Origin of the sequence: Nostoc sp. DedQUE08 (assembly GCF_034530895.1) — a bacterium.
Taxonomy (GTDB): Bacteria; Cyanobacteriota; Cyanobacteriia; order Cyanobacteriales; family Nostocaceae; genus Nostoc.
The window spans coordinates 140,258-165,305 of sequence record NZ_JAVRCD010000006.1 but is presented as its reverse complement, the minus strand read 5'-3'; the positions used below and the strand labels follow the sequence as shown (position 1 = coordinate 165,305).

At 41.5% G+C, this 25,048-nt stretch carries 4 protein-coding genes and 1 pseudogene; all 5 read right to left on the bottom strand.

What is annotated here, in order from left to right; genetic code table 11:
• Positions 1 to 169: 169 nt before the first annotated feature.
• Positions 170 to 2,205, bottom strand: a pseudogene (locus RMY64_RS06065) (ABC transporter ATP-binding protein/permease).
• 181 nt (positions 2,206 to 2,386) lie between these two features.
• On the bottom strand, positions 2,387 to 3,226 hold the full coding sequence (locus tag RMY64_RS06060) for a phytanoyl-CoA dioxygenase family protein (RefSeq protein WP_322699591.1): 840 nt from the start codon (positions 3,224 to 3,226) through the stop codon (positions 2,387 to 2,389).
• A 66-nt stretch (positions 3,227 to 3,292) separates the two neighbouring features.
• Positions 3,293 to 10,780 (bottom strand): non-ribosomal peptide synthetase, encoded by a 7,488-nt coding sequence (locus RMY64_RS06055; RefSeq protein WP_322699590.1) that lies wholly within the window; start codon positions 10,778 to 10,780, stop codon positions 3,293 to 3,295.
• Complete coding sequence (locus tag RMY64_RS06050) at positions 10,777 to 20,742, bottom strand: non-ribosomal peptide synthetase (RefSeq protein WP_322699589.1); 9,966 nt, start codon at positions 20,740 to 20,742, stop codon at positions 10,777 to 10,779. The genes RMY64_RS06055 and RMY64_RS06050 overlap by 4 nt, the downstream gene beginning before the upstream one ends.
• Before the next feature lie 54 nt (positions 20,743 to 20,796).
• Positions 20,797 to 25,047 (bottom strand): beta-ketoacyl synthase N-terminal-like domain-containing protein, encoded by a 4,251-nt coding sequence (locus tag RMY64_RS06045; RefSeq protein WP_322699588.1) that lies wholly within the window; start codon positions 25,045 to 25,047, stop codon positions 20,797 to 20,799.
• Between the last annotated feature and the right edge of the window lies 1 nt (position 25,048).

The following is a 25,048-nucleotide window of genomic DNA, read 5'->3' as shown; positions in this document are numbered from 1 at the left end:
GGGGTAGGGTGTCGGGTGTCGGGAAAAATCAAGAAAAGTAAATATGAGTGGGGATACAAATAAATTTCTGACTCATTACACCCACTCAGCCACACCCCACACCTAAAAGCCTGATATATAATGGGTTTGCCGTTATCAAGCGTGCCATTCGACTCTTATCCAGTCCGCTTTATAACTTTTTTGTCACCCCTTCAACCCATTTCCACACCTTTAAGTCTTTGTCATAGTGGCAGGTCAAGCCGTCCCTAGTAGTGATAGACTCACCTTTACTTGCCTTACTTCTAATCGTCTTAATGGAATAGAAGGTTAAGTCAGTCATTTCTTTATGAGAAAGTCCTATACTTTTAGCTTTTTGAGTCAATATTTCTGATTGATTTTGGGATTCATTGTTAGGCAAACTGTCTATAGTAATGCGAGTATTTTCAGTAGAGTTCTGGATAATTGTTTTTTGATTTTGATAATCTTGCACCGTCAAAAGTTGCCAACTGGAATCTTGTGAAAGTTCCAGAACCCAATGATGATAATTAAATAGACTTTCTCTATGCCCAACGCTAATAAACGTTGTTTTTGTTGCTTGTAATTGTTGATATAAACTTCCTTCATTTTTTAAATCCAAAGCACTTGTTGCTTCATCTAATATGGTGAACCTTGGATGAGTCACTAACAGGCGTGCGAAAGCAAGGCGTTGTTGCTCTCCCAGCGATAATATATTTTCCCAAGGAACTTCAGTATCAAAACCTTCAACTCGACTTAACAAGTTTTGCAGGTTTACTTGTTGCAAAACTTCTTTGAGTTCTGCGTCGGTCATTTGACGATTAGTTTTAGGATAGAGTAACTGTTGGCGCAAAGTTCCCAAAATGATATAAGGACGCTGGGGTAGGAATAAGACTTCTTTTAGGGAAGGACGCACTAGACGACCAGTTCCTGCGTTCCATAAACCTGCGATCGCTCTCAACAGAGAACTCTTTCCTCGACCACTCGGCCCTACAATTAATAAACCTTCTCCAGGCTGAACGTTTAATGACAAGTCTTCGACGATTACCTGCTCATAGTTTGGTGTTTGTAAGGTGACATGCTCAAAAGCGAAATGATTCTCTTCTATTGTTTTAATAGTACTGACATTCTCTGGTTCTTTAGTTACTGCTTCTAACGCATCTGAGAACTCAGATAAACGCTCAACATAACTAGAAAATCGCCCAGAAACGCCAAATTCAGCGATTAATTCTTCCACAGCACTAGCAAACATATAGCAAGCTGTAGTAGCTTGTCCAATTTCTCCAAAATCCATATCACCTCTAATAAATAAAGGTGCGAGTACTAAAAGCGTAAAAAATTCAATTCCAGCACGGTATCCTCTGTTAAAAATTGCTTGATTTCTCTCCCAATTAATTTTTTTTTAGCATTTTTTATCAGATTAATAAATCGGCGTTGAATTATATTCAGTTCCTGTTCTTCTCCTTGAAAAAAAGCTATCGACTCAGCATGATTGCGGACATGAGTTAGACAATAATTATAATTAGCTTTAGATTCGATTTCCGCTTGATTAATATTAATCAATTCTTGATTTAAGTAAACACCAATTAAATTGCCTATAACTGTATAAATAATTAAAACAACAGCTATTTGTTGAGAAATTGTCCAGACGATTATTAGAAAAGTCGTCATTTCCAGTATTTTTTCTAGAAAAATAGCTGAAAAACTGAGGGCACTACTGGTAATTGGTTCAATTTCTTGAGCTAAACGTTGATCTGGATTATCAATATCGACTTTAAAGTTAATTTTGTAATAAGCACGATTGTGCAAATATTTATTTAAAATATGCTGATTAAGCCATTGATACCAATCAATAGCAATTTGGTTTCTAATAAATTTAGAAAATCCTATTGAAAGCGTTATCAATACAAGTCCAACAGAATAGATTAATATAACATCAACAAATTTAGAATAGTCTCGTTCTTGAATAATAACATCAAGTAAATAGCGGTTAATAAAACTATTAAAAGTATTTGCACCTACAACGGCAATTATTAGTAATATGAGGAGAATGAGCATTCCCCAGGCACGAATAACATCTGAAAAAGCTCTTTCTCCTGGCTTTGTTGGATACCAGTAAGGGCCAGCGATCGCTTTTACATCTTCCCAAAATTGAATAAAATCTGAGAAAGCATTTTTTGAGGGTTTAGCTTGAATAACTTGGGGTGCCATATTTTATAAATAAGCTGCAATCTTTAAGTTAACTTTAATGCTTTTTAGTGTTGAATAATCAGTAATCACTACCGTAGAAAATCTCCTTCATAATTATTTGAGTAGTTTCCACCCTTTGGTGGGCTAGAGGGGATCGTAAGACTTTGAAAACATCCTCTAGCCTCTCGTCTTGTAGGTTAAATCAGAACTTTGTCGCTTGAAGCTTTAGTGGCGTGTGGTCGCGGCTTACCAAAAATTCTGGTCTGGGTTGCCCTTTGAAGGTTGGTATATTGTTGATACTGTTATAGGTAATAATCAACAGCCTGCGATCGTAGGGAGAAATATTAGGTGCTGATCCGTGGACTAAATTGCAGTGAAAGAAGAGGACAGAACCTGAAGGGCCTTTTGGTGCGACGATACCTTTTTCATCAGCTAGCTTGGCGATCGTTTCTTTATCGAGGGAATACTTGAGAGCCGCACTCACATTAGATTTCCAGTCTTTTTCTTGACCATTAACTCCAGATGATTTTATTTGTCCCAAGTGGAAAAGGCTCTCTTTATGAGAACCTGGAATGAAATAGATAGGGCCATTAAACTCATTACATTCATCTAAGAAAACTGCAACATTCAAGGCTTTTGGAGATGGCATTCCATCTTCTTGATCCCAAAATACAAAGTCTTGATGCCACGGCCATAAATCTCCGCCAAAAGCTGCTTTAAAGTTGATTTTAAATTGGTAAACATATACATCGTTATCGAGAATTTTACAAGCAGATGTTAAAAGGCTAGGGTGACGAGTTAAGGCATCAAAAGTCTTTGAGTCGAGGTGGCATCCATGAAGGGCGCGCACTGTTTTGTTGTCTTTTTCTAACATCCGCCCTGGCGTATCTTTTACTATCAAATTCTCAACAGCAGCGTGCATTGCCTCAACTTCTTTTTGAGAGAAAAGCTTTGGGATAAATAGTAGCCCATTCTCTCTATAATCCTTTATTTGCTCTGCTGTTAATGTTACGGTTTTTTCGATTGGATTGGTGTATAACATAACTATTGTTTTAATGGTGTAAATTAACTAAGTAAATTGAAGTAATATTGCCAAGCTTGGGCAAGCTTATACCTCATCATCTGTAGCTTTCTGTGCTTGTTCAATACAAGCTTTCAACCGTTCTGCTAATATCTGAACGTGGGGCTGATTTATCATCGTTACATGATTGCCTGGAATAAAATGGACATCTACTGGTTCGTCAGAAAAATTTCCCCAACCCCAAGTTAAATCCTGCAAAATCTCAGCAGGTACTTCACTATTAGATTCATCAACAGCAGCAGTTTCACTAGCACGCAAGAGGGTAATTCGGCTGGAATAAAACTGTTGTGGTACATAACTAACTAAGCAGTTAGTTTTGAGAAATTGCACCTTATTATTAAGCTTTGTAATTTCATCATCGGGGGGCAGAATATCAGCATCTTTTAGTCGTTCTAGAACGTATTTCAGCTGATCTTCCCAAACCAAAGATTCAAGAGTATCAATAGAAATATTCAAGTTCTTGGCGTAAACAACTTCGATCGCACGCGCAAATTCAAACAACCATTTACCGTTATCCCAATCAAAACCCATTGGCTTTTCCTGATAAAACGGTGCTTTGGTATCAAGAATGGCAACTAAAGCAACCTTATGACCTTTGTCAAGTAACTGCTGCGCTATTTCAAAAGCTAATTTACCGCCAAAAGAATGCCCTGCCAAAAAATACGGCCCCTGCGGTTGGATAGCCAAGAGTGCTTGAATATACTGGGTGGCTACATCCTCAACGGAGGTAATTGGTTCATCGCCTTTACAAAGAGCATCTGCTTGAAAACTGTAAAATGGTTGGTCTGAACCCAGACAACGGGCTAAGTTGTACAGGTAAAAGGGATCGCCAGCCGCCCCTGGAAGACAAAACAGAGGTGGTTTAGAACCGTGGGACTGAATTGCTACTAAGGGAGATTTAGTTAAGAAGTTGGAATCCGCTTGTATAACAGTTGCCAATTGTTCAACAGTGGGATTTTGGTATAAGCTAGCGATCGCAATATCCTTACCAAACTGCTGTTTAATTTGCGCCATTAAGTAAGGCGTTAAAAGCGAGTGACCACCAAGGTCAAAGAAGTTATCTTGTACTCCCACCCTGTCAACTTTCAAAATCCTTGACCAGATTTGTGTTAGTTGCAGTTCTACTTGGCTACGTGGCGCAACAAATTTGTCTGCGTCACTGCTGTCAGAAGGTTCTTGCAATGCACGCCGATCTACCTTACCGTTGGGTGTTAGGGGCAAGGAATCCAGAATAACTATTACTGGGATCATGTAAGCTGGCAGTTTTGCTTTTAAGAACTGACGCAGTTGGCTAAGTGTCGGTACACATTGTTCATGGGGTACTACATAGGCGACTAAACGTTTATCACCTGGGGTATCTTCCCGGACAATGGCGACAGTTGTTTGAATTTCTGGATGTTGATTGAGTACAGTTTCAATTTCTCCGGGTTCAACCCGAAATCCCCGAATTTTCACCTGATGGTCAATACGACCCAAAAATTCAATATTGCCATCTGGTAAATAACGGGCTAAATCCCCAGTTTTATACAAGAATTCAGAATGAGAAAATTGGCCTTCTCTATCTCCCCTGCTTCGACCAAAGGGATTGGGGATAAATTTTTGCTTCGTTAATTCAGGACGGTTAAAGTAACCGTTAGCCAATCCAACGCCGCCTATGTACAGTTCACCAGTAACGCCGATGGGGACAGGTTGGAAATTACTATCGACAATGTACATTTGTGTATTGTCAATAGGTTTTCCTATAGGAGGATAAGCAGGCCAAGTATTTGGTGTACCTGAGAAAGTAAAAGCTGTTACCACATGGGTTTCCGAAGGGCCGTAATGGTTATGAAGCGAACAATTTTCTAAGTTATTAAATAAATTAACAATTGGTCGATTTACTTGCAGTTGTTCGCCAGTAGTGATAATTTCTGTGAGATTTTTGAACAAATGTTTTTGCTGTGCGTATACCTCTGCCAATTGCTGAAGCACAACAACTGGAAGAATCACCTTCTGTATAGGTTTGCTTGCCAGGAAGTGAATTAAACTGTCCAAATCCAAACGCACAGCTTCGGTAACTATAAATAGCGTTCCACCAGAACACCAAGCGGCGAACATTTCGTGAATGCTGGCATCAAAACTTAATGATGCAAATTGAAGAACTCCAACTCCTGTTTGTAGTGTAGCTAAATGCCATTGAATCAAATTAGTGATTGCTCGATTGGGCAAAGCTACACCTTTTGGTTTACCTGTAGAACCAGAGGTAAATATTACGTAAACTAAGTTACTAGCTTCTACATGAGTAACGAGATTTTCTTGGCTCCATTGAGAAATTACTGCCCAGTCAGTATCTAAACAAACCTTGTACTGAGCGACTTGTGCCGAGCGGAGCCGAGGTAAGCCGAAGTGAAGCTTTCCTTGATGTTCAGGTAGTTTGCTAATAAGTTGCTTTTGGGTAAGCAGTACCTTTACCTGGGTATCTTCGAGCATAAAGTGCAAACGCTCAATCGGATAGTCTGGGTCAAGTGGCACATAAGCACCACCAGCCTTCAGAATCCCCAAAAGCCCCACGACCATTTCTAATGAGCGTTCAACACACAATCCAACTAGCACATCTGGTTTTACGCCCAAGGACTTCAGGTAGTGTGCTAACTGATTTGCCCGACAATTCAATTCGTGGTAAGTAAGTTGTTGATTCTCAAACTCTACCGCTACTGCATCTGGAGTACGTTCTACTTGTTCCTCAAACAACTGATGGATACATTTATCAATTGGGTCATCCGTCTGAGTATCGTTCCATTCAGCTAATAACTGATGCTGTTCCCTTGGTGTTATCAGTGGCAAATGGGCGATTTGTTGCTGTGGGTTAGCTATAATTCCCTCAAGCAATGTTTGGAAATGACATAACAAACGAGCGATCGCACCATCATCAAATCGGCTCGTATCATAGTTAATCTTCATCAACAATTGCTTACCAGGAGCAGCAATTACAGTTAGAGGATAATTGGTTTGTTCAATGCTGTGAATACTTTCAATAGAGAAACTGTGATTGTGCGATTGTACTGCCTCATCCACAGGATAATTCTCGAAGACAACAATGCTCTCAAACAAAGGCGTTCCTCTAGAAACTTCGCTCCACCCTTGAATATCTACTAATGAATTATATGAGTATTGCTCAGACTCTACTTGTTGTGTTTGTAAATCCTTCAACAAAGTCCAGACTTGGGTATCATCTCCAACTTGAACTCGCACTGGCAAGGTGTTAATAAATATTCCTACCATTGACTCAATACCAATGAGAGACGGCGGACGACCAGAAACAGTAGCACCAAAAACTACATCTTTTTCTTGGTTGTAGCGACTTAGTAGTAATGCCCAAGTCGCTTGCACTAAATTATTTATCGTTAGTTGATGCTGCCGTGCAAAAGTCTGTAGGGCAGCTGTCGCTTGCTCTGTCAGTTGGATTTGTTGTTCGCTGTAACTAGAATTTAACTGCTGTCGTTTTGACGATGGTTTATCAACTGTCAAAGAAGTAGGTGAGGTAAAACCTTGAAGTTTTTCTCTCCAGAATTGTTCAGCTTGGGTTAAATCTTGTTTCTGTAGCCAAGCAATATAGTTGCGGTAGTTTTGGGCTGGTTGAACGGCTACAGTTTCACCCTGAGAAATTGCTTGATAAAAATACAATAAGTCTTTGAAAACCAAAGGCATTGACCAGCCATCAAGCAATAAATGATGAGAACTCCAAACGAATTGATAACTATCTGCACTCAATTGAATCAGACCCAGGTACATCAATGGTGCTTGATTCAGTTGGAAACCCTGTTGTCGCTGTGACTGTAAGAAAAGCTCTAATTGCTGTTGCTGCTCTTGGCTAGATAGCTGTTGCCAATCATGCCTGTTAAGGTTAATCTCCAACTGCCGATACACTACTTGAAGTGGCTGGGCTAATTGCTGCCAAACAAAAGCAGTCCGCAAGATGGAATGCCGTGCTACCACTTGCTGCCAAGCTTGCTCAAAAGCTGCTACGTTCAACTCACTTTTTAAAGTGAAACTTAACTGCTCAAAATATACTCCTGTATTTGGAGCATACAAACTTTCAAATAGCATCCCCTGTTGCATAGGAGAAAGCGGGTAAATATCTTCAATATTTTTGGAGTTAGTCTTGCCTAAACTTGCTAACAGTTGGTCAAGTTCTAGCTGTTTGAGCTTGGTTAACGGAAAATCTGAAGGTGTATAACCTCCACTCTCACCAGATGAACAATGAGCAATTAACCCTTGCAATGTCTCGACAAATTCTTGCGCCAGACTTGCGATCGTGGTTTGCTGGTGAACATTCGTGCTATAAATCCACTCAATTTGCAACCGATCTCCAGTAATAATGCTGTTAATGTCTAATAAATGAGCGCGGTTGTTCTGCAAACTTTGGCTGTGTCCGGCAGCTTCGCTAGCTGGCTGTATCCAAGAAGATGTATTGAGAAGTTGATCGAATTGACCTAAATAATTGAAACTGATTTCTGCGTGCGGTAATGCCTGTAGTTGAGCAGCGATTTCTACATCTTGACTTAGATAGCGTAATAAGCCATAGCCAATTCCTTTGTTGGAAATAACCCGTAGTTGTTCTTTGACAGACTTTAAGGCATCGGCTAGATTTTCTGTAACTCCCAGTTCTAAAACTACAGGGAAAATGGTTGTAAACCAGCCGATAGTGCGTGATAAATCCACACCATCAATAATATCTTCCCGGCCATGACCTTCTAAGTTGAACAGCACACAGTTAGAGTTAGTCCATCTGCTCAAAACCAGCACTAAGGCAGTTAATAACACATCGTTAATCTGAGTGTTGTAAGCCTTCGGTACATCTTGTAGTAAGGCACGAGTTTGTGCCTCACTTAACGAAACCGATACTGTACTGGCTCCTTCAACAGTATTTGCTCTTTGTGTATAGTCTACTGGGATGGAAGGAACTGCGATACGAGATTCATTCAGCCAATAAGCCACTTCAGATTTGAGGACTTGTGACTGTGCATATTCGGTTAATTTATTAGACCAATCTTTGAAAGAAGTTGTTTTAGTAGGAAGTTTAATGGCTTTACCTTGAGCAAGTTGCTGGTAAGCTGTAATATATACAGTCCTGTTAGGTAGAGGACGACCAATAGGAATTTTTTTCAGATTAATGTCTTGACTCAACTGGGGAAGAATTTCAAATAGGGTTGCCGTGATAGTCGTCTCTGTAGGGCCATAAGCGTTGATTAGACGAACACCAGACATTGGGCTTTGTTGCCAAATGGCAACATATTCGGGCAACATTACATCTCCGCCAACAATCACAAGTCTGAGTTTGCTGTTGGTATCTAACACTTGTGTTTTGACCCACTCTTGAGTCAATTGTTGCCAATAGGCTGTTGGGAGATTAACGACAGTAAGTTCAAAATCCGAAACTATTTTTTGGAAGTTTGTCGGAGTCCATACATCCGAGCCTCGGAGTACTAAGGTAGCGCCAACTATTAGTGTAGGTAATATCTGTTCTAATGAGGCATCGAAGTTGATTGAGGCAAACTGGAGTACGCGATCGCTCTTTCTAAGTGCATAAGCTTGTTGAATAATACAGCAGTGGTTGGCGATCGCGCCATGTGGAATCATAACCCCTTTGGGCTTTCCAGTCGAACCGGAAGTGTAAATTACATAAGCCAAGTTAGTTGCTTGCACAGAGGCGATATCTACGGTAAGCTGCGCGATCGCATTATCTTGACTTGATTGTGAAATAAATTCCCACTCAGTATCTAAACATACCACCTGCGCTTGATGCTGGGGCAACTTTTCAACGACTTGCTGTTGCGTTAGCAGTACCTTAACTTGAGCATCTTCTAGCATAAAGCTCAAGCGTTCTTGGGGATAGTCTGGGTCAAGCGGCACATAAGCCCCACCCGCTTTGAGAATACCCAGTAGTCCCACGACCATTTCTAAAGAACGCTCTACACAAATACCCACCAGCGTATCTGCTGTTACACCCAAAGACTGCAAGTAATGTGCCAACTGGTTAGCGCGACAATTCAATTGCTGGTAAGTCAGTTGTTGATTGTCAAAGATAACTGCTACAGCATTGGGGGTACGCTCTACTTGCTCCTCAAACAACTGATGGATACACTTATCAAAAGGATAATCTACTTGAGTATCATTCCATTCAACTAATAATTGTTGTTGCTCAACTTGTGTAAGCATTGGTAATTGCGAAATTCGCTCCTTTGAATTAGCTACAATCCCTGAAAGCAAATTCACAAAATGCCCAGTTATCCGCTCGATTGTGCTGGCATCAAACAAGTCAGTGCTATACTCCCAGACACCCACTAATCCAGCACCTGAGTTGTACATTGATAAACTCAAGTCAAACTTAGTAGTTGTGCTTTGTGCTGTTAAAGGACTGATAGTTAAGCCTGCAAGCTCTAGTTCCGACATTGGCGCATTTTGGAGTGCAAACATCACTTGGAACAGTGGTGTATGACTGAGATTCCGTTCTGGCTGCAATGCCTCAACTAACATTTCAAAAGGCAAATCCTGATGATTATATGCTCCTAGAGCTATTTCCCGAACGCGTCCAAGTAATTCGCTAAAAGTGGGGTTGTCTGCCAAGCTGGTACGCATGACTAAAGTATTGACAAAAAAGCCAATCAACCCTTCAATTTCAGAGCGATCGCGGTTGGCGATCGGTGTTCCGACCAAGATATCTGATTGTCCAGTGTAGCGGTAAAGTAGGATATCAAAGGCTGTTAACAAAGTCATGAAGAGAGTACAACCTCTCTCCTGGCTCAGTTTTGTCAGTCTATTAGTCAACTCAACTGAAAGCGTAAATTCTTGAGTTGCGCCTGTGAAAGTCTGCACAGCAGGTCTTGGTCGGTCTGTAGGTAACGGCAATAAAGCTGGTGCATCTTTTAGTTGTTGTTGCCAGTAATTCAGTTGAGTTTGCAGTACATCCCCTTGCAACCAATCTTTCTGCCATAAGGCGAAATCTGCGTACTGAATCGGTAGAGGTGCTAAAGGTGACGGCTGACCTTGAGAATAAGCCTTATACAGTGTTGCTAGTTCAGAGACAAACACACCCATTGACCAGCCATCAGAAACCACATGGTGCATACACACTAACAAGATGTTTTCTGTCTGAGACAGGACTACTAATGTCGCTCTGATTAATGCTCCCTTTGCTAAATCAAACGGTTGAATAGCTTGTTGTTGCACCAATTGCTGTGTAGCAATTTCTTGTTCGCTTGGTGATAGATTTTGCCACTCAAGAACTGAGACTTTCCAATTCGTTTGTGTGTGAATGATTTGTATTGGTTGTTCATCAACAGTTACGAAGTTGGTGCGTAACGCTTCATGGCGATCGATAATTTCTTGTAAGCTTTGTTCTAAGGCAGCCCGATTGAGATTTCCGGCTAGACGCAAAGCTAAGGGGATGTTGTATGTAGAACTGTTCGGCTCTAACTGGTCTAAAAACCACAAACGCTGTTGAGCATAAGATAGGGGTAATTCTTCAGTAATCATCTCTTGCTCCTTGGTAGAATGCGTGGAACAGTTAAGTCTAAGTTTTGTTGCTGTAACTTCCCGATAGATTGCGCTAGTTCAGCTATGGTTGCAACATTGAACAATTCGCTTAAAGAGAGTTGGACTTTAAAGCGATCGCGGATGCGTGAAACCAGTTGAGTTGCAAGTAGCGAGTGTCCGCCAAGTTCAAAGAAGTTATCATAAATTCCTACTTGCTCTAATCCCAGCACTTGCGACCACATTTGTGCCAGTGTTTCTTCTATTGTTGTGCGCGGGGCAACATATTTATCTGAAATTTCGCTTTGTAAATCCGGTATGGGCAAAGCACGGCGATCTACCTTGCCGTTAGGAGTTAACGGCAATGACTCCAAGATGACAACAGCATTTGGCATCATGTAGTCTGGTAATTTTGTTTTCAAGAATTGCCGCAGTTCGCTGCCTAAAGTGGGTCTACAGTCCTGATGCGCTACCACATAGGCAACTAAGCGTTTATCACCTCTATTATCTTCACGGAGGATGACGCAAGATGCTTGCACATCACCATGTTGGTTCAGGACTGTTTCGATTTCTGACAATTCGATGCGGAAACCGCGCATTTTTACTTGGTTGTCAATACGTCCCAAGTATTCAATATTGCCATCAGGCAAATAGCGTGCTTTATCACCAGTTTTGTAGAGGCACGAATAGGAGTCAGAACTAAAAGGGTTGGGAATAAATTTCTGTTGTGTTAACTCTGGTCGATTAAGATATTCCCTTGCTTGACCATCACCTCCAATATAAATTTCTCCTGGTACACCAACGCCCACGGGATGTAGTTGGGAATTTAACAAATAGATTTGCGTGTTGGAAATTGGTTGACCGATGGGAATAGTTTTAGCGTTTTCGGGTACATCCTGCACCAAATACCAAGAAGTAAATGTTGTATTCTCTGTTGGCCCATAAACGTGGAGTAGTCGCTGCGGCGCACCATTTTTCAATACTTCTTTGACCCATTTCGGCTCGACAGCTTCACCGCCGAATAGAAGATGCCGCAGTGAATGGAAAGCACAAGGGACTTCTTGAGCAATTTGATTGAACAAGGCAGTTGTCAAAAATAACACGCTAATACCTTGTGCTTGAATAAAGGTTGCAAAGTCTTGTGGCGAAAGTGCCAAATCTTTGCTCACCCCCACCAATCGCGCTCCGTTAAGTAGTGCGCCCCAAATTTCAAAAGTAGCAGCATCGAAAGCGTAATTTGAGGCTTGTGCAATTATATCTTGAGCAGAAATGCTCACATAGTTGGTTTGTTTGATTAATCGAACTACACCTCGATGGAGAACACTAACACCTTTGGGTTGACCTGTAGAACCGCTTGTGTACATTACATAAGCTAAGTTATCAGCTTTGACGCTGGTAGTTGGGTTGTGTTGTGTTTGTTGGCTGATGATATCCCAGTGTGAGTCTAAGCAAACTACATTAGCTTGGCTGCCTAGCTTATCAACTAGCTTTTCTTGAGTCAATACGACTGATAGCTGAGTGTCTTCGATCATGAAGCTTAATCGCTCTTGGGGATATTCTGGATCGAGTGGCACATAAGCACCACCCGCCTTGAGAATTCCCAACATTGACACTACCATTTCTAATGAACGTTCAACGCACAACCCAACCAATACTTCTGGTTTGATCCCAAGGGTTTGGAGATAATGGGCAAGTTGATTTGCTCTGGTGTTTAACTCGGCATAAGTCAGCTGTTGATCCCCAAATACCACCGCCGTTGCATTGGGTGTCTGTTCTACTTGTGCTTCAAACAACTGGTGAATACATTTATCTTGGGGATACTCTACTGCTGTTTTGTTCCACTCCACTAAAAGTTGATGACGCTCCTCTGAAGACACAAGAGAGTGCAACTCATAGCGTCCTTGTGGCTCCTTCGCCATTGCCGCTAGAACTCTCAGATAATAATCACTAATCCTGTTAACTTGTTCGGTGGATAACTCACAGGAATCGTACTTTAAATTCAGTGTTATGTCAGAAGAGTTGGGACTGACGCTGAATTGAGCTAAGAAAGTAAAGTTTGTTTGTTCAAAAAACTTTCCACCTAGCAGCTGTAAATTATCGATTTCCAGTAGCTGTTCGTAGACATGGAAATGAGTGAAATTAAACGCCGTCTCAAACAAAGGTTCACCGCCCAAACTCCTCTGTATTTCCGCCAAAGGATAGCGACGGTGTGGCAACATTTCTCGTTCTGCTGCAAACACTTGTTGCACTAAGTCTGTCCAAGTGCCTCCAGTAAATTGCAGGCGGAATGGCAATGTATTCAGGAATAGTCCCAGGACTCGCTCACCATCATTTTGTTCAGGTCGTCCGTTAGCGGCTACCCCCGTTACTACATCCTGTTCACCACTGAGGAAATTTAATACTCGCAGATGGGCAGCCAAAAGCACACTCTTGAGTGTAGCTTCTGCGGAGTGAGCCAGCTGTTTTAAGCCAGCAAAAATCTCAGAAGATAGATTTACCTCTTGCACACCAAGTTCTTTAGCATTAGTATGTTTTGGTACAGAAGACCAGCGAGGTAATTTGGTGAAAGTGCTGTCATTTAACTTTTCACTCCAGTATCGCTGAGTTTCTGGTGAAGCGATCGCTTGTTGCTCTAAAGCTACAAAATCCCGGAACGCAATACTAAATGGCGATACATAATCTACTGATTCGCCTAAAAGTGACAAGTAACGTTTAAAAAACTCACTCATCATTGAAGCAACACTCCACCCATCAAGAATGGCATGGTGGAAGCTCAAAGACAAATTAAATGTTTCCGGTGTGCGACGATGCACAAAGAAACGCAATAGAGGAGGATGAGTCCAATCAAAATGACGTTTCTTTTCAGCTTCAAACCAATTAGCTAAGGCAACTTCATGCTGAGAACGATCTAAATGACACCAATCTTCTACCTGCAAGGGAATCTCAATTTGCTGATGAACCAGTTGCAACGGAATACTAAATTTACTAAGCTCAAACGAAGTCCGCAGTACAGCGTGGTGATTGACTAAATCTTGAATAGCAACTTGTAAAAGTTGAACATCAAACGGGGTTTTGAGATGGAAACTGAAAATGTCGTGATATGTACTATCTTGGCTGTACTCACTGTGGTAAACCATTCCCATTTGCAGTATAGCCAGAGGATAGGCATCCTCTACACCGTCGGGTAAATGTTCTTTGTCTGTTTCAGAAATGAGACTGAATGGTTGAGTTAATTCTAATTTTGTAGCGTCATTCTTTTGTGTTTTTAGTTCTTGAACTAGCTCGTGAATCGTCTGATATTGGAATAGCTGTGCAAGAGAGAGATTCAAACCTTGTTCTTTAGCTTGAGATAGCACTTGAATGCTACGGATAGAATCTCCACCTAAAGCAAAGAAGTTATCATGAATACCCACCTGCTCAACACCAAGAACATTAGCCCAGATAGTGGCTAATATTTTTTCTTCTCTTGTGCTAGGCGTGACAAAAACATCTTCTAGTTCTGGTCTTGCAGTGTCAGGTACAGGTAAAGCGCGACGGTCTATCTTACCATTTGCTGTCAGTGGGAGAGCTTCTAACTGTACAAAAGCACTTGGAACCATGTAGCTTGGCAGTTGCTTGCTGAGGAAGCGACGCAGTTCTTGGATTGTCAGAGATTGCCCCACCTGCGGCACTACGTAAGCCACTAAACGTTTACTTCGACTCCGGCTCCATCGAGCGAAGTCGAGATGCTCAGTACAAGTGTTACCCGGTTCATCTTCTCGCACCACCACCACACTTTCCCAAACATCTGGGTGAGCAGCTAGTAATGCTTCAATTTCTCCCAACTCAATGCGGAAACCACGAATCTTAACTTGATTGTCAATTCGCCCCAAATACTCTAACTCGCCATTGGGCAAATACCGTGCCAAGTCCCCTGTTTTATATAGTCGCGCTTTGTCGTAGTTGCTAAAAGGATGAGAAATAAAGCGTTCTGCTGTCAGTTCTGGACGATTGAGATAACCACGTGCCACCCCAGCACCACCAACGTACATCTCACCAGGAACGCCAATTGGTACTGGCTGTTTATATTCGTCCAGCACATACACCTTGAGGTCAGGTATCGGACGACCTATAATACTGGCTGTGTGATTTAAATCTTCCTTGCTCAATGGACGATAAGTGACGTGTACAGTAGTTTCCGTAATCCCGTACATATTCACTAATTGGGGTGGGATGTCGCCATGTCGCTCAAACCAAGGCTGTAAGCTCTTGATTTCTAAGGCTTCTCCACCGAAAATTACCAAGCGTAAGTTCAAATCACTAGTGGTTAAACTTGACTGTTCAGCTTGAATTAATTGGCGGAAGGCGGAAGGTGTTTGATTGAGAATCGTGACTTGCTCTTGAGCTAATAAATGATAGAAGGATTCAGGCGATCGCGTCACTAAATACGGAACTACTACCAGTCGTCCACCATACAGCAATGCGCCCCAAATTTCCCACACGGAAAAGTCAAATGCATAAGAGTGGAACATTGTCCACACATCATCTTGACTAAAGTGATACCAAGAATCCGTGGCTGCAAACAGACGCACTACATTTGAGTGGTTGACTAAAGTGCCTTTTGGTTGACCTGTTGAGCCTGATGTGTAGATGACATAAGCTAAGTTATCAGTTGTAGAGCCACTAACTGGATTGTCTTCACTTTCTGTAGATATGTCTTCCCAGTCTCGATCTAAGCAGAATACACGGGCGGTATGTTCCGGTAAGCTAGTGAGCAATTTCTTTTGAGTCAACAGTATCTGCACCTGTGAATCATTGAGCATATATGCCAAACGGTCAGTAGGGTAGTCTGGGTCAAGTGGCACATAAGCCCCGCCTGCTTTGAGAATTCCCAAGAGTCCCACAAGCATTTCTAAAGAGCGTTCTACACACAACCCAACCAGCGTATCTGCTTCCACACCCAATGAGCGCAAGTAATGAGCCAACTGGTTAGCGCGACAATTCAACTGGTGATAGGTGAGTTGTTGATTTTCAAATACAACTGCTACTGCATTTGGGGTACGCCCGACCTGTTCTTCAAACAATTCATAGATACACTTATCCTGAGAATAATCCGCCTGAGTATCGTTCCACTCTACTAATAACTGTTGTTGCTCAGGTTGTGTCAGCAGTGATAATTGAGAAATGCGCTTCTCTGGGTTAGAAACAATACTTTCCAGCAAGGTTACAAAATGCCCACTCATCCGCTCAATTGTGCTGGCATCAAATAAGTCAGTACTATACTCCCATACACCCACCATTCCAGTACTTGTACTGAGCGTAGTCGTTCGCGCAGCGTCTCGTAGAGAAGTAGGAGTGTTCTGCATTAATAAAGACAAATCAAACTTAGCTGTTGCGCTTTCTGCAATCAATGGGGTGACACTTAACCCAGCCAACTCGACTTCAGACATAGGCGCATTCTGGAGTGCAAACATCACTTGGAACAGTGGTGTATAGCTGAGGTCTCTTTGTGGCTGCAATGCCTCAACTAGCATTTCAAAAGGCAAATTCTGATGAGCATAAGCATCCATTGCCATTTCTCGAACACGAGTGAGCAATTCGCTAAAGCTGGGATTATCTGCCAAGTTACTACGCATCACTAAAGTGTTGACAAAAAAGCCAATTAACCCTTCTGTCTCACTGCGATCGCGGTTTGCAATAGGAGACCCTACTAAAATGTCTGCTACACCTGTGTAGCGATAAAGTAAAGTATCATAAGCTGCCAAGAGCGTCATGAACAAAGTTACTCCTTGCTCCTGGCTCAGTTTTGTCAGCCGATTAGTTAACTCAACTGACAGTGCAAACTCTTGATATGCGCCAGCGAAAGTCTGCACCGCAGGTCTAGGCCGGTCTGTAGGTAGGGACAATAAAGCTGGTGCATCTTTGAGTTGTTGTTGCCAGTAACTTAGTTGGCTTTGCAGGACATCTCCTTGTAACCAGTTTCTTTGCCATAAGGCAAAATCTGCATACTGAATCGGCAGTGGTGTTAAAGGTGACGGCTGACCTTGAGAATAAGCATTGTACAGTGCTGCTAATTCTTGGATAAACACACCTATTGACCAAGCATCAGACACCACATGGTGCATACACACTAACAAAATGTGTTCTGTCTCGGACAGCACTACTAAGGTCGCCCTGAGTAATGCAACACTTGCTAGTTCAAAAGGCTGAATAGCCTGTTGTTGTATTAATTGCTGTGTGGCTATTTCTTGTTCGCCTGGTGGCAGATATTGCCACTCAAGAACTGAGAGCGTCCAATTCGTTTGTGTTTGAATGATTTGAGAAGGTTTTCCATTAACAGTGACGAAATTGGTGCGTAAGGCTTCGTGACGATGAATAATTTCTTGTAAGCTTTGTTCTAAGGCTGCTTGATTGACATTTCCCACTAGACGCAAAGCTATAGGCAAGTTGTATAAGGCACTGTTCGGCTCTAATTGGTCTAAAAACCATAGACGCTGTTGAGCATAAGACAGTGGTAAGTCTGAATTATTTGCTCTTGGCAAGATAGGCGGCGCAGAGAGTTCTATCTTTTGTTGCTGTAACTGCTCAATTGCTTGTGCTAATTCGGCAACTGTTGCTTTGGCAAATAACTCACGCAATGGTAGTTCTAGTTTGAAAATGTTACGAATGCGTGAAACTAGTTGCGTTGCTAGTAGGGAGTGTCCCCCAAGTTCAAAGAAGTTATCATAAACTCCTATTTGCTCCACTTTCAGCACTTGCGCCCAAATTTGTGCCAGTAGTTCTTCAATCGGAGTGCGTGGGGCTACGAATTTGTCTGAATTACTGCTGTCTACATCAGGTGCAGGTAAAGCACGGCGATCTACTTTACCACTAGGAGTCAGTGGCAAGGAATCCAACATCACAAAAGCATTAGGTACCATGTACTCTGGCAGCTTTGCTTTCAGGAATTGCCGCAGTTCGCTGATTGCCAATGTACAGTTCTGATGTGCTACCACGTAGGCAACTAAGCGTTTACTTCGGCTTCGCTCAGTACAAGTATCACCTGGAGTATCTTCGCGGACGATCGCACAAGATGCTTGCACATCACCATATTGGCTCAGTACTGCTTCAACCTCGCCTAACTCAATGCGGAAGCCTCGGATCTTAACCTGATTATCAATGCGTCCCAGATATTCGATGTTGCCATCTGGTAAATAGCGTGCTAAGTCCCCAGTTTTATATAATCTACTCCCTACTGCCTTCTCAAAGGGATTGGAGATAAATTTTTCTTGTGTTAACTCCCTTCGATTAAGGTAGCCCCGCGCCAAAGAGACACCACCAATGTACAATTCTCCCGGTATACCAACGGGTACAGGCTGTAGACACTTATCTAAAATGTAAATTTGTGTATTCGCGATCGGTCGTCCAATCGGAGGAAGTAACGGCCAATTCTCTATTGGATTAGCCAAAGTAAAAGTGCTGATTACATGGCTCTCTGATGGCCCGTAATGATTGTGCAAAGTACAATCGGTTAGTTTGCCCAACCACCCAGAAATAGCGGGAGTAATCTGCAACTGCTCCCCAGCAGTAATAATTTCCCTTAGATGACTATTAACTAATTCACTATCAACAGCGACTTCAGCTAATTGCTGTAAAGCAACAAAGGGAACAAACAGTCTCTCAACAGATTTTTGTTGGAGAAAACCTAACAAAGCTACTGGATCTCGGCGCAACTCCTCCGTAATTAAGAACAATGTGCCTCCCGAAAACCAGGTAGTGAATATTTCTTGGAAAGAGACATCAAAGCTAATAGGAGCAAATTGCAGCGTTTTTGCTCCAGTATAAATTGTAGTATTTTGCAGTTGCCACAGAATCAAATTGCAAAGAGCAAGCTGATTCAGAGCTACACCTTTAGGTTGACCTGTAGAACCAGAGGTATAAATTACATATGCTAAATTAGTTGCTTGTACGCCAGGGATGAAATTATCCTGACCAGACTGGGAAATTTGTTGCCAGTCAGTATCTAAGCAGACAAGTTTTGCTTGATGCTGAGGTAGTCTCTCCTGGAGTGATTGCTGGGTCAACAACACTGAAACTTGAGCATCTTCTAACATGAAACTCAGGCGTTCAGTTGGATACTCTGGATCAAGTGGCACATAAGCCCCACCTGCCTTGAGAATCCCTAACAGTCCCACGACCATTTCTAAGGAACGCTCGACACACAACCCAACCAATACATCGGCTTCAACTCCTAAAGACTTCAAGTAGTGCGCCAACTGGTTCGCGCGGCAATTCAACTGCTGGTAAGTCAGTTGTTGATTGCCAAACTCCACCGCTACAGCATTGGGTGTGCGCTTAACCTGCTCCTCAAACAACTGATGGATAGATTTATCTTTGGGATATTCAGTTTGAGTATCGTTCCATTCGACAAGTAACTGTCGTTGTTGTGCTTGTGTCAGTAGAGGCAATTGGGAAATTTGCTGTTGTGGATTAGTAACAATGCTTTCGAGCAAGGTCACAAAATGACCTGCCATCCGCTCTATAGTGGGCGCATCAAACAAGTCTGTGTTGTATTGCCACACAGTTGCCAGCCCAGAGGTAGTATTTTTAATGAATAAAGTCAAATCAAACTTGGCAATTGTTCTTTCTGTCGCTAACGGACTGACAGTTAACCCAGTAAACTCTACTTTAGACATGGGAGCATTTTCGAGAACAAACATCACCTGAAACAGTGGTGTATGGCTGAGGTCTCGTTGTGGCTGTAATGCTTTTACCAACTCCTCAAAGGGCAGGTCTGGGTGAGCAGAAGTTAAGAGTGTCAGTTGCCGCACTCGGTTCAGTAACTGTTGAAAAGTGGGGTTGCCTGACAAATCGGTACGTAATACTAAAGTGTTGACAAGAAAGCCAATTAACCCTTCAAGTTCTAAGCGATCGCGTTTAGCAATGGGTGTGCCTACTAAAATGTCATCGGAGCCTGTATACCGATAAAGCAAGGTAACATAAGCTGCGAACAGCGTCATGAACAGAGTAGCTCCCTCTTGCCTGGTGAAATTAGCAACTGCTTGGCTCAGTTGATTTGAAAGTTCAACACTGTGGAGTGCGCCTCGGAAACTTTGAATGGCTGGTCTTGGTCTGTCTGTTGGTAACTCTAGTAAGGTAGGAGCGTTTTTGAGTAGTTGTTTCCAATAGTCAAGCTGTGTTTCGAGTATTTCTGCTTGTAACCACTGCCGTTGCCAAATAGCAAAGTCGGCATACTGAATTGGTAGCTCAGGTAACTCTGGAGATAAGTTATTGCTAAGGGCTGAGTAAATGGTTGCTAATTCCCGCATTATCACACCCATTGACCAACCATCAAAAACAATATGGTGTATTGTGATTAGCAAGACGTGTTCTACCTCTGTGAGTTTAAGCACAGAAGCTCGAATTAAAGGAGAATTAGCAAGGGCAAAGGGTCGAGTTGTTTCTGCTGTGGCTAATTGCTGACAAGCGATCGCTTTTTCACTTTTAGGTAAATCTGTTAAATCTATAATTGGCAGACTTAAGATTAAGCTGTCAGCAATTACTTGGACTGGCTGCTCGTTGATGGTGTCGAAGTTGGTACGTAATGCTTCGTGGCGAGAGATAATTTTGTTGAGGCTTTGCTCTAGTGCTACGACGTTCAACTGACCGTGCAGTTTTAGAGCTGCTTGTTCGTTGTAGAAGGGGTTATCTGGTTCCAACTGGTTCAATAACCAGATTTGTTCTTGACCAAAAGACAGAGGTAAGTTCTGAGGACGATCAACTTTGATCGGGGATAAATCTGTGTTGGTAGCGATACCTCCAGTGAACTTTACTAACTCATTTTTCTGGTGCAGCAACGAAACAAGTTCTGCTTTACGCTTAAGGAGTAAATCACGAGTGTCTGGTGTCAATACTCCTTTGGGGGCATTAACACGCAACTGCTCACTCTCAACCCACAACTTCACACCCTGCTTAGTCAGATCGGCTACCAATTCTTCGATATTCACAGAAACTTACCTCCACGTCACCTAATTGGTAATTATTAATTAAAATTTATTTAATCAAATTGCTATTTCTTCTCTATCAATTGCATCTAAATTAATATCTGATTCTGGTTCTTTCTCCAACTTTGGTGCTATTTCAGCTATAGTAGGAAATTCAAACAGATTTGTTACAGTTAATTGAATAGAAAAAGTATTTCGTAATCTAGATACAACTTGAACCGCTATTAAAGAATCTCCTCCTAATTGAAAAAAGTTATCATGGATTCCTATTTGTTTAATTCCCAAAAGTTCTTGCCAAACAATGGCAATTTTTTGCTCAATTTCATTACGAGGAGCTACATAAGCATTGGGTAAATCAGGTCTTGAATAAAGTGTAGATAATTCTTCTTGCTGAAAAACATTCGGATTTATTTGTAATGAAATCTCTGCTTCCAAGCCAGTTTCTTTTTGCTTATAAATTTGGCTAAATGCAGCTGATGCAGAAGCTTGAGCCATAATAATTTTATGCTCAAATGCTTCATTTTCAGGAAAAGCGGCAACTTGAACAAAATCTTGAGCGTGTAATGCGTCAAACCATTGGTCTTTAATGATAAAAGGCTGACCTGGGCTGCGTCTTGTATCATTTAAAGGTTTTAATAGCAGACCCCAACTAATATCAAAGTCTATTTTCGGTTGAGTAATTTCCCACAGTAAGAGGAAGCCGCCAGGAGCTAATAAAGACCGGACATGGTGGAGTGTTTGATCTATATTTTGAGTTGCGTGCAAAACATTAGAAGCTATAACTATATCAAAGCTATGCTTCTCAAATCCTTGCTCAGTTGGTGACTTGTCTATATCTAATAACTTATATTCAACAAATGAATATTCCTTAAACTTCTGTTGCGCTTGAGTCAGAAAGGCACTACCAATATCAGTAAAAGTATAGTTGGTTTGTTGGAATGGCAACACAGGTAATAAAGCTTGTGTAGACATACCAGTACCTGCGCCGATTTCTAGCACTCTCAGATGAATCGATGGTGGCAATAATTTGACTACCTGTTCTAAGCTTGAGCGCAAAATAGAGTTGTAGTAATTCATTAAAACAGATTCTGTATGTGAACCTTTATGTTCTTTTTGGTAAACCAGTTCATTGAAAATTTCTAATGGTTCTTGTTCACCAACAACAATAGCAGCTAAATTTTCACCACAGCGTTGCACTAAATCTAAATCTACTAAAGATGAATCAGCAAACCTCACTCTGACTTCTTCTAAATATTCATCAATATCATTTTGTGAACATGGCACTAGCCCAAAAAATAATTCCTCTTGTTGTTGTAGTTGTCCTTGTTCTACTAATATTTGTAACCATCTACAGAACAATTGTTGATAGCGGGAAGAAATATGGTATTGCGTTAAAAAATTCTCCAAAAAATACTTTTCTTCGGGATTACTAAAAGCCCGTAATTGCTGCAATGCATAATTTATGTAGGCTGTACATAAACTATCTAACCACTGTTTGTTTCCTTGATAGGTTAACTCGTTAAATTCTGCATTGTTCACACTTGCTTGTTTTTGACCTGCTTGTGTAAGCGATGTCCATAATTGCGATGTTGTGGGTATTTGCAACTTTCCCCAAGCTGCTTTTTGTGGAGGGTCAATCCAATAACGTTGGCGTTCAAAGGGATAAGTTGGTAAGGGAAGACGATAATATTCATCATGACTATAAAATCCAAACCAATCTACTTTGACACCAGTCAACCAGAGTTGACCTAATGTGGTCAATAAAACATGACTATCAAATTGCTTTTCTTGGGGATGACGTACCGAAGTTAAGACCGTTTGTGTGTCTGCTTTGTCTGGATGTCTTTTGACTAATGTAGTTAGTGTGTGTCCTGGCCCTACCTCTATTAAGACTTGCTCTGGTGTTGCTAATAATTTCTCTACGCCAGAGGCAAACAGTACTGTAGAACGCAGATGTTGAGCGTAGTAGTCGGGATTTGTGGCTTGACTGACTTTAATCCAAGTACCAGTCAGGTTAGAGATATAAGGAAGTTTTGGTGGATTTAAAGTAACTTTTTTGACTCGCTCTGCAAATGCCTCTAAGATTGGTTCCATCATTTGCGAATGGAAGGCATGGGAAGTATGCAGACGACGGCATTCAATCCCTTGAGTAGCAAGCTGACTTTGTAGTACTTCGATTTCTGGTATGGAACCGGAAACTACACATTGCAAAGGTTGATTAATTGCTGCTAGAGAAAGTTCTGTCCCTAATAGAGATTTTACCTTGTCTGCGGGCAGCGGAATTGAAAGCATTGCTCCAGTGGGTAGTTGCTGCATCATCTGTCCGCGTGCTGCTACCAAAGATAAGGCATCTTCTAGGGAAAAAACTTCTGCTAGAGTTGCTGCTACATATTCGCCAATACTATGACCGATCGCAGCTTGTGGTTCCACTCCATAAGACTGCCATAATCTAGCTAGGGCGTATTCAATTACAAAAATAGCGGGTTGAGCAATTCCTGTCTGTTGAAGTTGCTTTGATGCCTCATCAATATTTGATTCACTAGGATAAATAATATGGCGTAAATCCAGCCCTAGTAAAGGTTTAAGAATTTCTGAGCAATAATCAACTTGTTCTCTAAACACTGTCTCAGTTTCATAAATTTCCCGCGCCATGTTGACGTACTGAGAACCTTGTCCGGGAAACATAAAAGCAACAGGTCGTTCTGTAATTTCTGTGTAATTAGTAAAAACTTGTTTTGGATCTAAACTACTGAGAGCTTTAACAGCATCTTCTAAATCGTGACAAACTAACATCCGTCGATAATTAAAACCCCGGCGACCACTATTGAGGGTATAAGCAACATCACTTAAGTTAACTTCTGGATGCTCTTTTAAATACACTATCAAATTAGCTGTTGCCTTCTCAAGCGCACTCGCGGTTTTAGCCGATAAACACAACAATAAATATTTATTTTTGAATTTTGAATTTTGAATTTTGAATTGAGTTGCTTCTTCTAAAATCACATGAGCATTAGTCCCTCCCATACCAAAAGAACTAACCCCAGCACGGCGAGGAGTGTTATTTGTTTTCCATTCAGTCAGGGTTGTATTGACATAAAAAGGACTGTTGGCAAAATCAATTTTGGGATTAGGTGTCTGGTAGTGCAAACTAGGAGGCAGCATTTTATGTTGCAGTGCTAATACAGTTTTAATTAAACCTGCGACACCTGCTGTATCCAAATGTCCAAAGTTAGTTTTTACCGAACCAATAGCGCAGAAGCCTTTTTTATCTGTAGTTTGATTAAAAGCTTGAGTTAAAGCGGCAATTTCTATCGGATCTCCTAAAGGTGTAGCTGTGCCATGAGCTTCGATGTAGGAAATTGTTTCGGCATCTACATCTGCTATAGCTTGAGCTTCGCCAATGACTGCTGCTTGACCACTCGCACTAGGCGCAGTGTAGCCAACTTTTATTGCACCATCATTATTGATGGCTGAACCTTTAATGATTGCATGGATGTGGTCGCGATCGCTTATTGCATCCTTTAATCTTTTCAACACCACAATCCCAGCACCGCTACCAGCAATTGTCCCTTGTGCCTTAGCATCAAAAGCACGGCAGTGTCCATCAGGAGAAAGAATCATCTCCGGTTGATGCAAATAACCTGTTTTTTGAGGAATGCTGATAGAAACTCCACCAGCTAAAGCTATGTCACATTCACCATTTAAGAGACTTTGACAAGCAAAGTGAACTGCAACCAAAGAAGTAGAACACGCTGTTTGCACATTTACTGCGGGGCCAGTCAAGTTGAGTTTATATGCAACTCGTGTCGGTACAAAATCTTTATCGTTAGAGATTCCCAGTTGTAGAGGGTCAATTGTTTCTAATAATTGATGATGAGGAATGAGATTATTGAGCAAATACCTACTCATCCCCACACCACCATAAACCCCAATTAAACCATTGTAAGTTTCCGGGTCATAACCAGCTTTTTCTACAGCTTCCCAAGCTAATTCTAAAAATAGGCGTTGTTGTGGGTCTATTAACTCAGCTTCTTTTGCACTATAAGTAAAGAAATTTGCATCAAACAAATCAATGTCTGATATAACAGCACTAGCTTTTACATAACTTGGGTTATTTAGTAAATCTAGGAAAACGCCAGAATTTATTAATTCTTCATCAGTTAGCGACGAGATAGTTTCTACTCCATCACGTAGATTCTGCCAAAATGATTCGATATCTTTTGCCCCTGGAAATCTACCAGCAACAGCAATTATAGCTATTTCAGAACCATTAAATTCATTATTTTTATGAACTGAATTTATTGTCATT

Coding starts and splice junctions, on each gene's coding strand:
- RMY64_RS06060 (WP_322699591.1), bottom strand. CDS start 3,226: ATGTTATACACCAATCCAATCGAAAAAACCGTAACATTAACAGCAGAG.
- RMY64_RS06055 (WP_322699590.1), bottom strand. CDS start 10,780: ATGATTACTGAAGAATTACCCCTATCTTATGCTCAACAGCGTTTGTGG.
- RMY64_RS06045 (WP_322699588.1), bottom strand. CDS start 25,047: ATGACAATAAATTCAGTTCATAAAAATAATGAATTTAATGGTTCTGAA.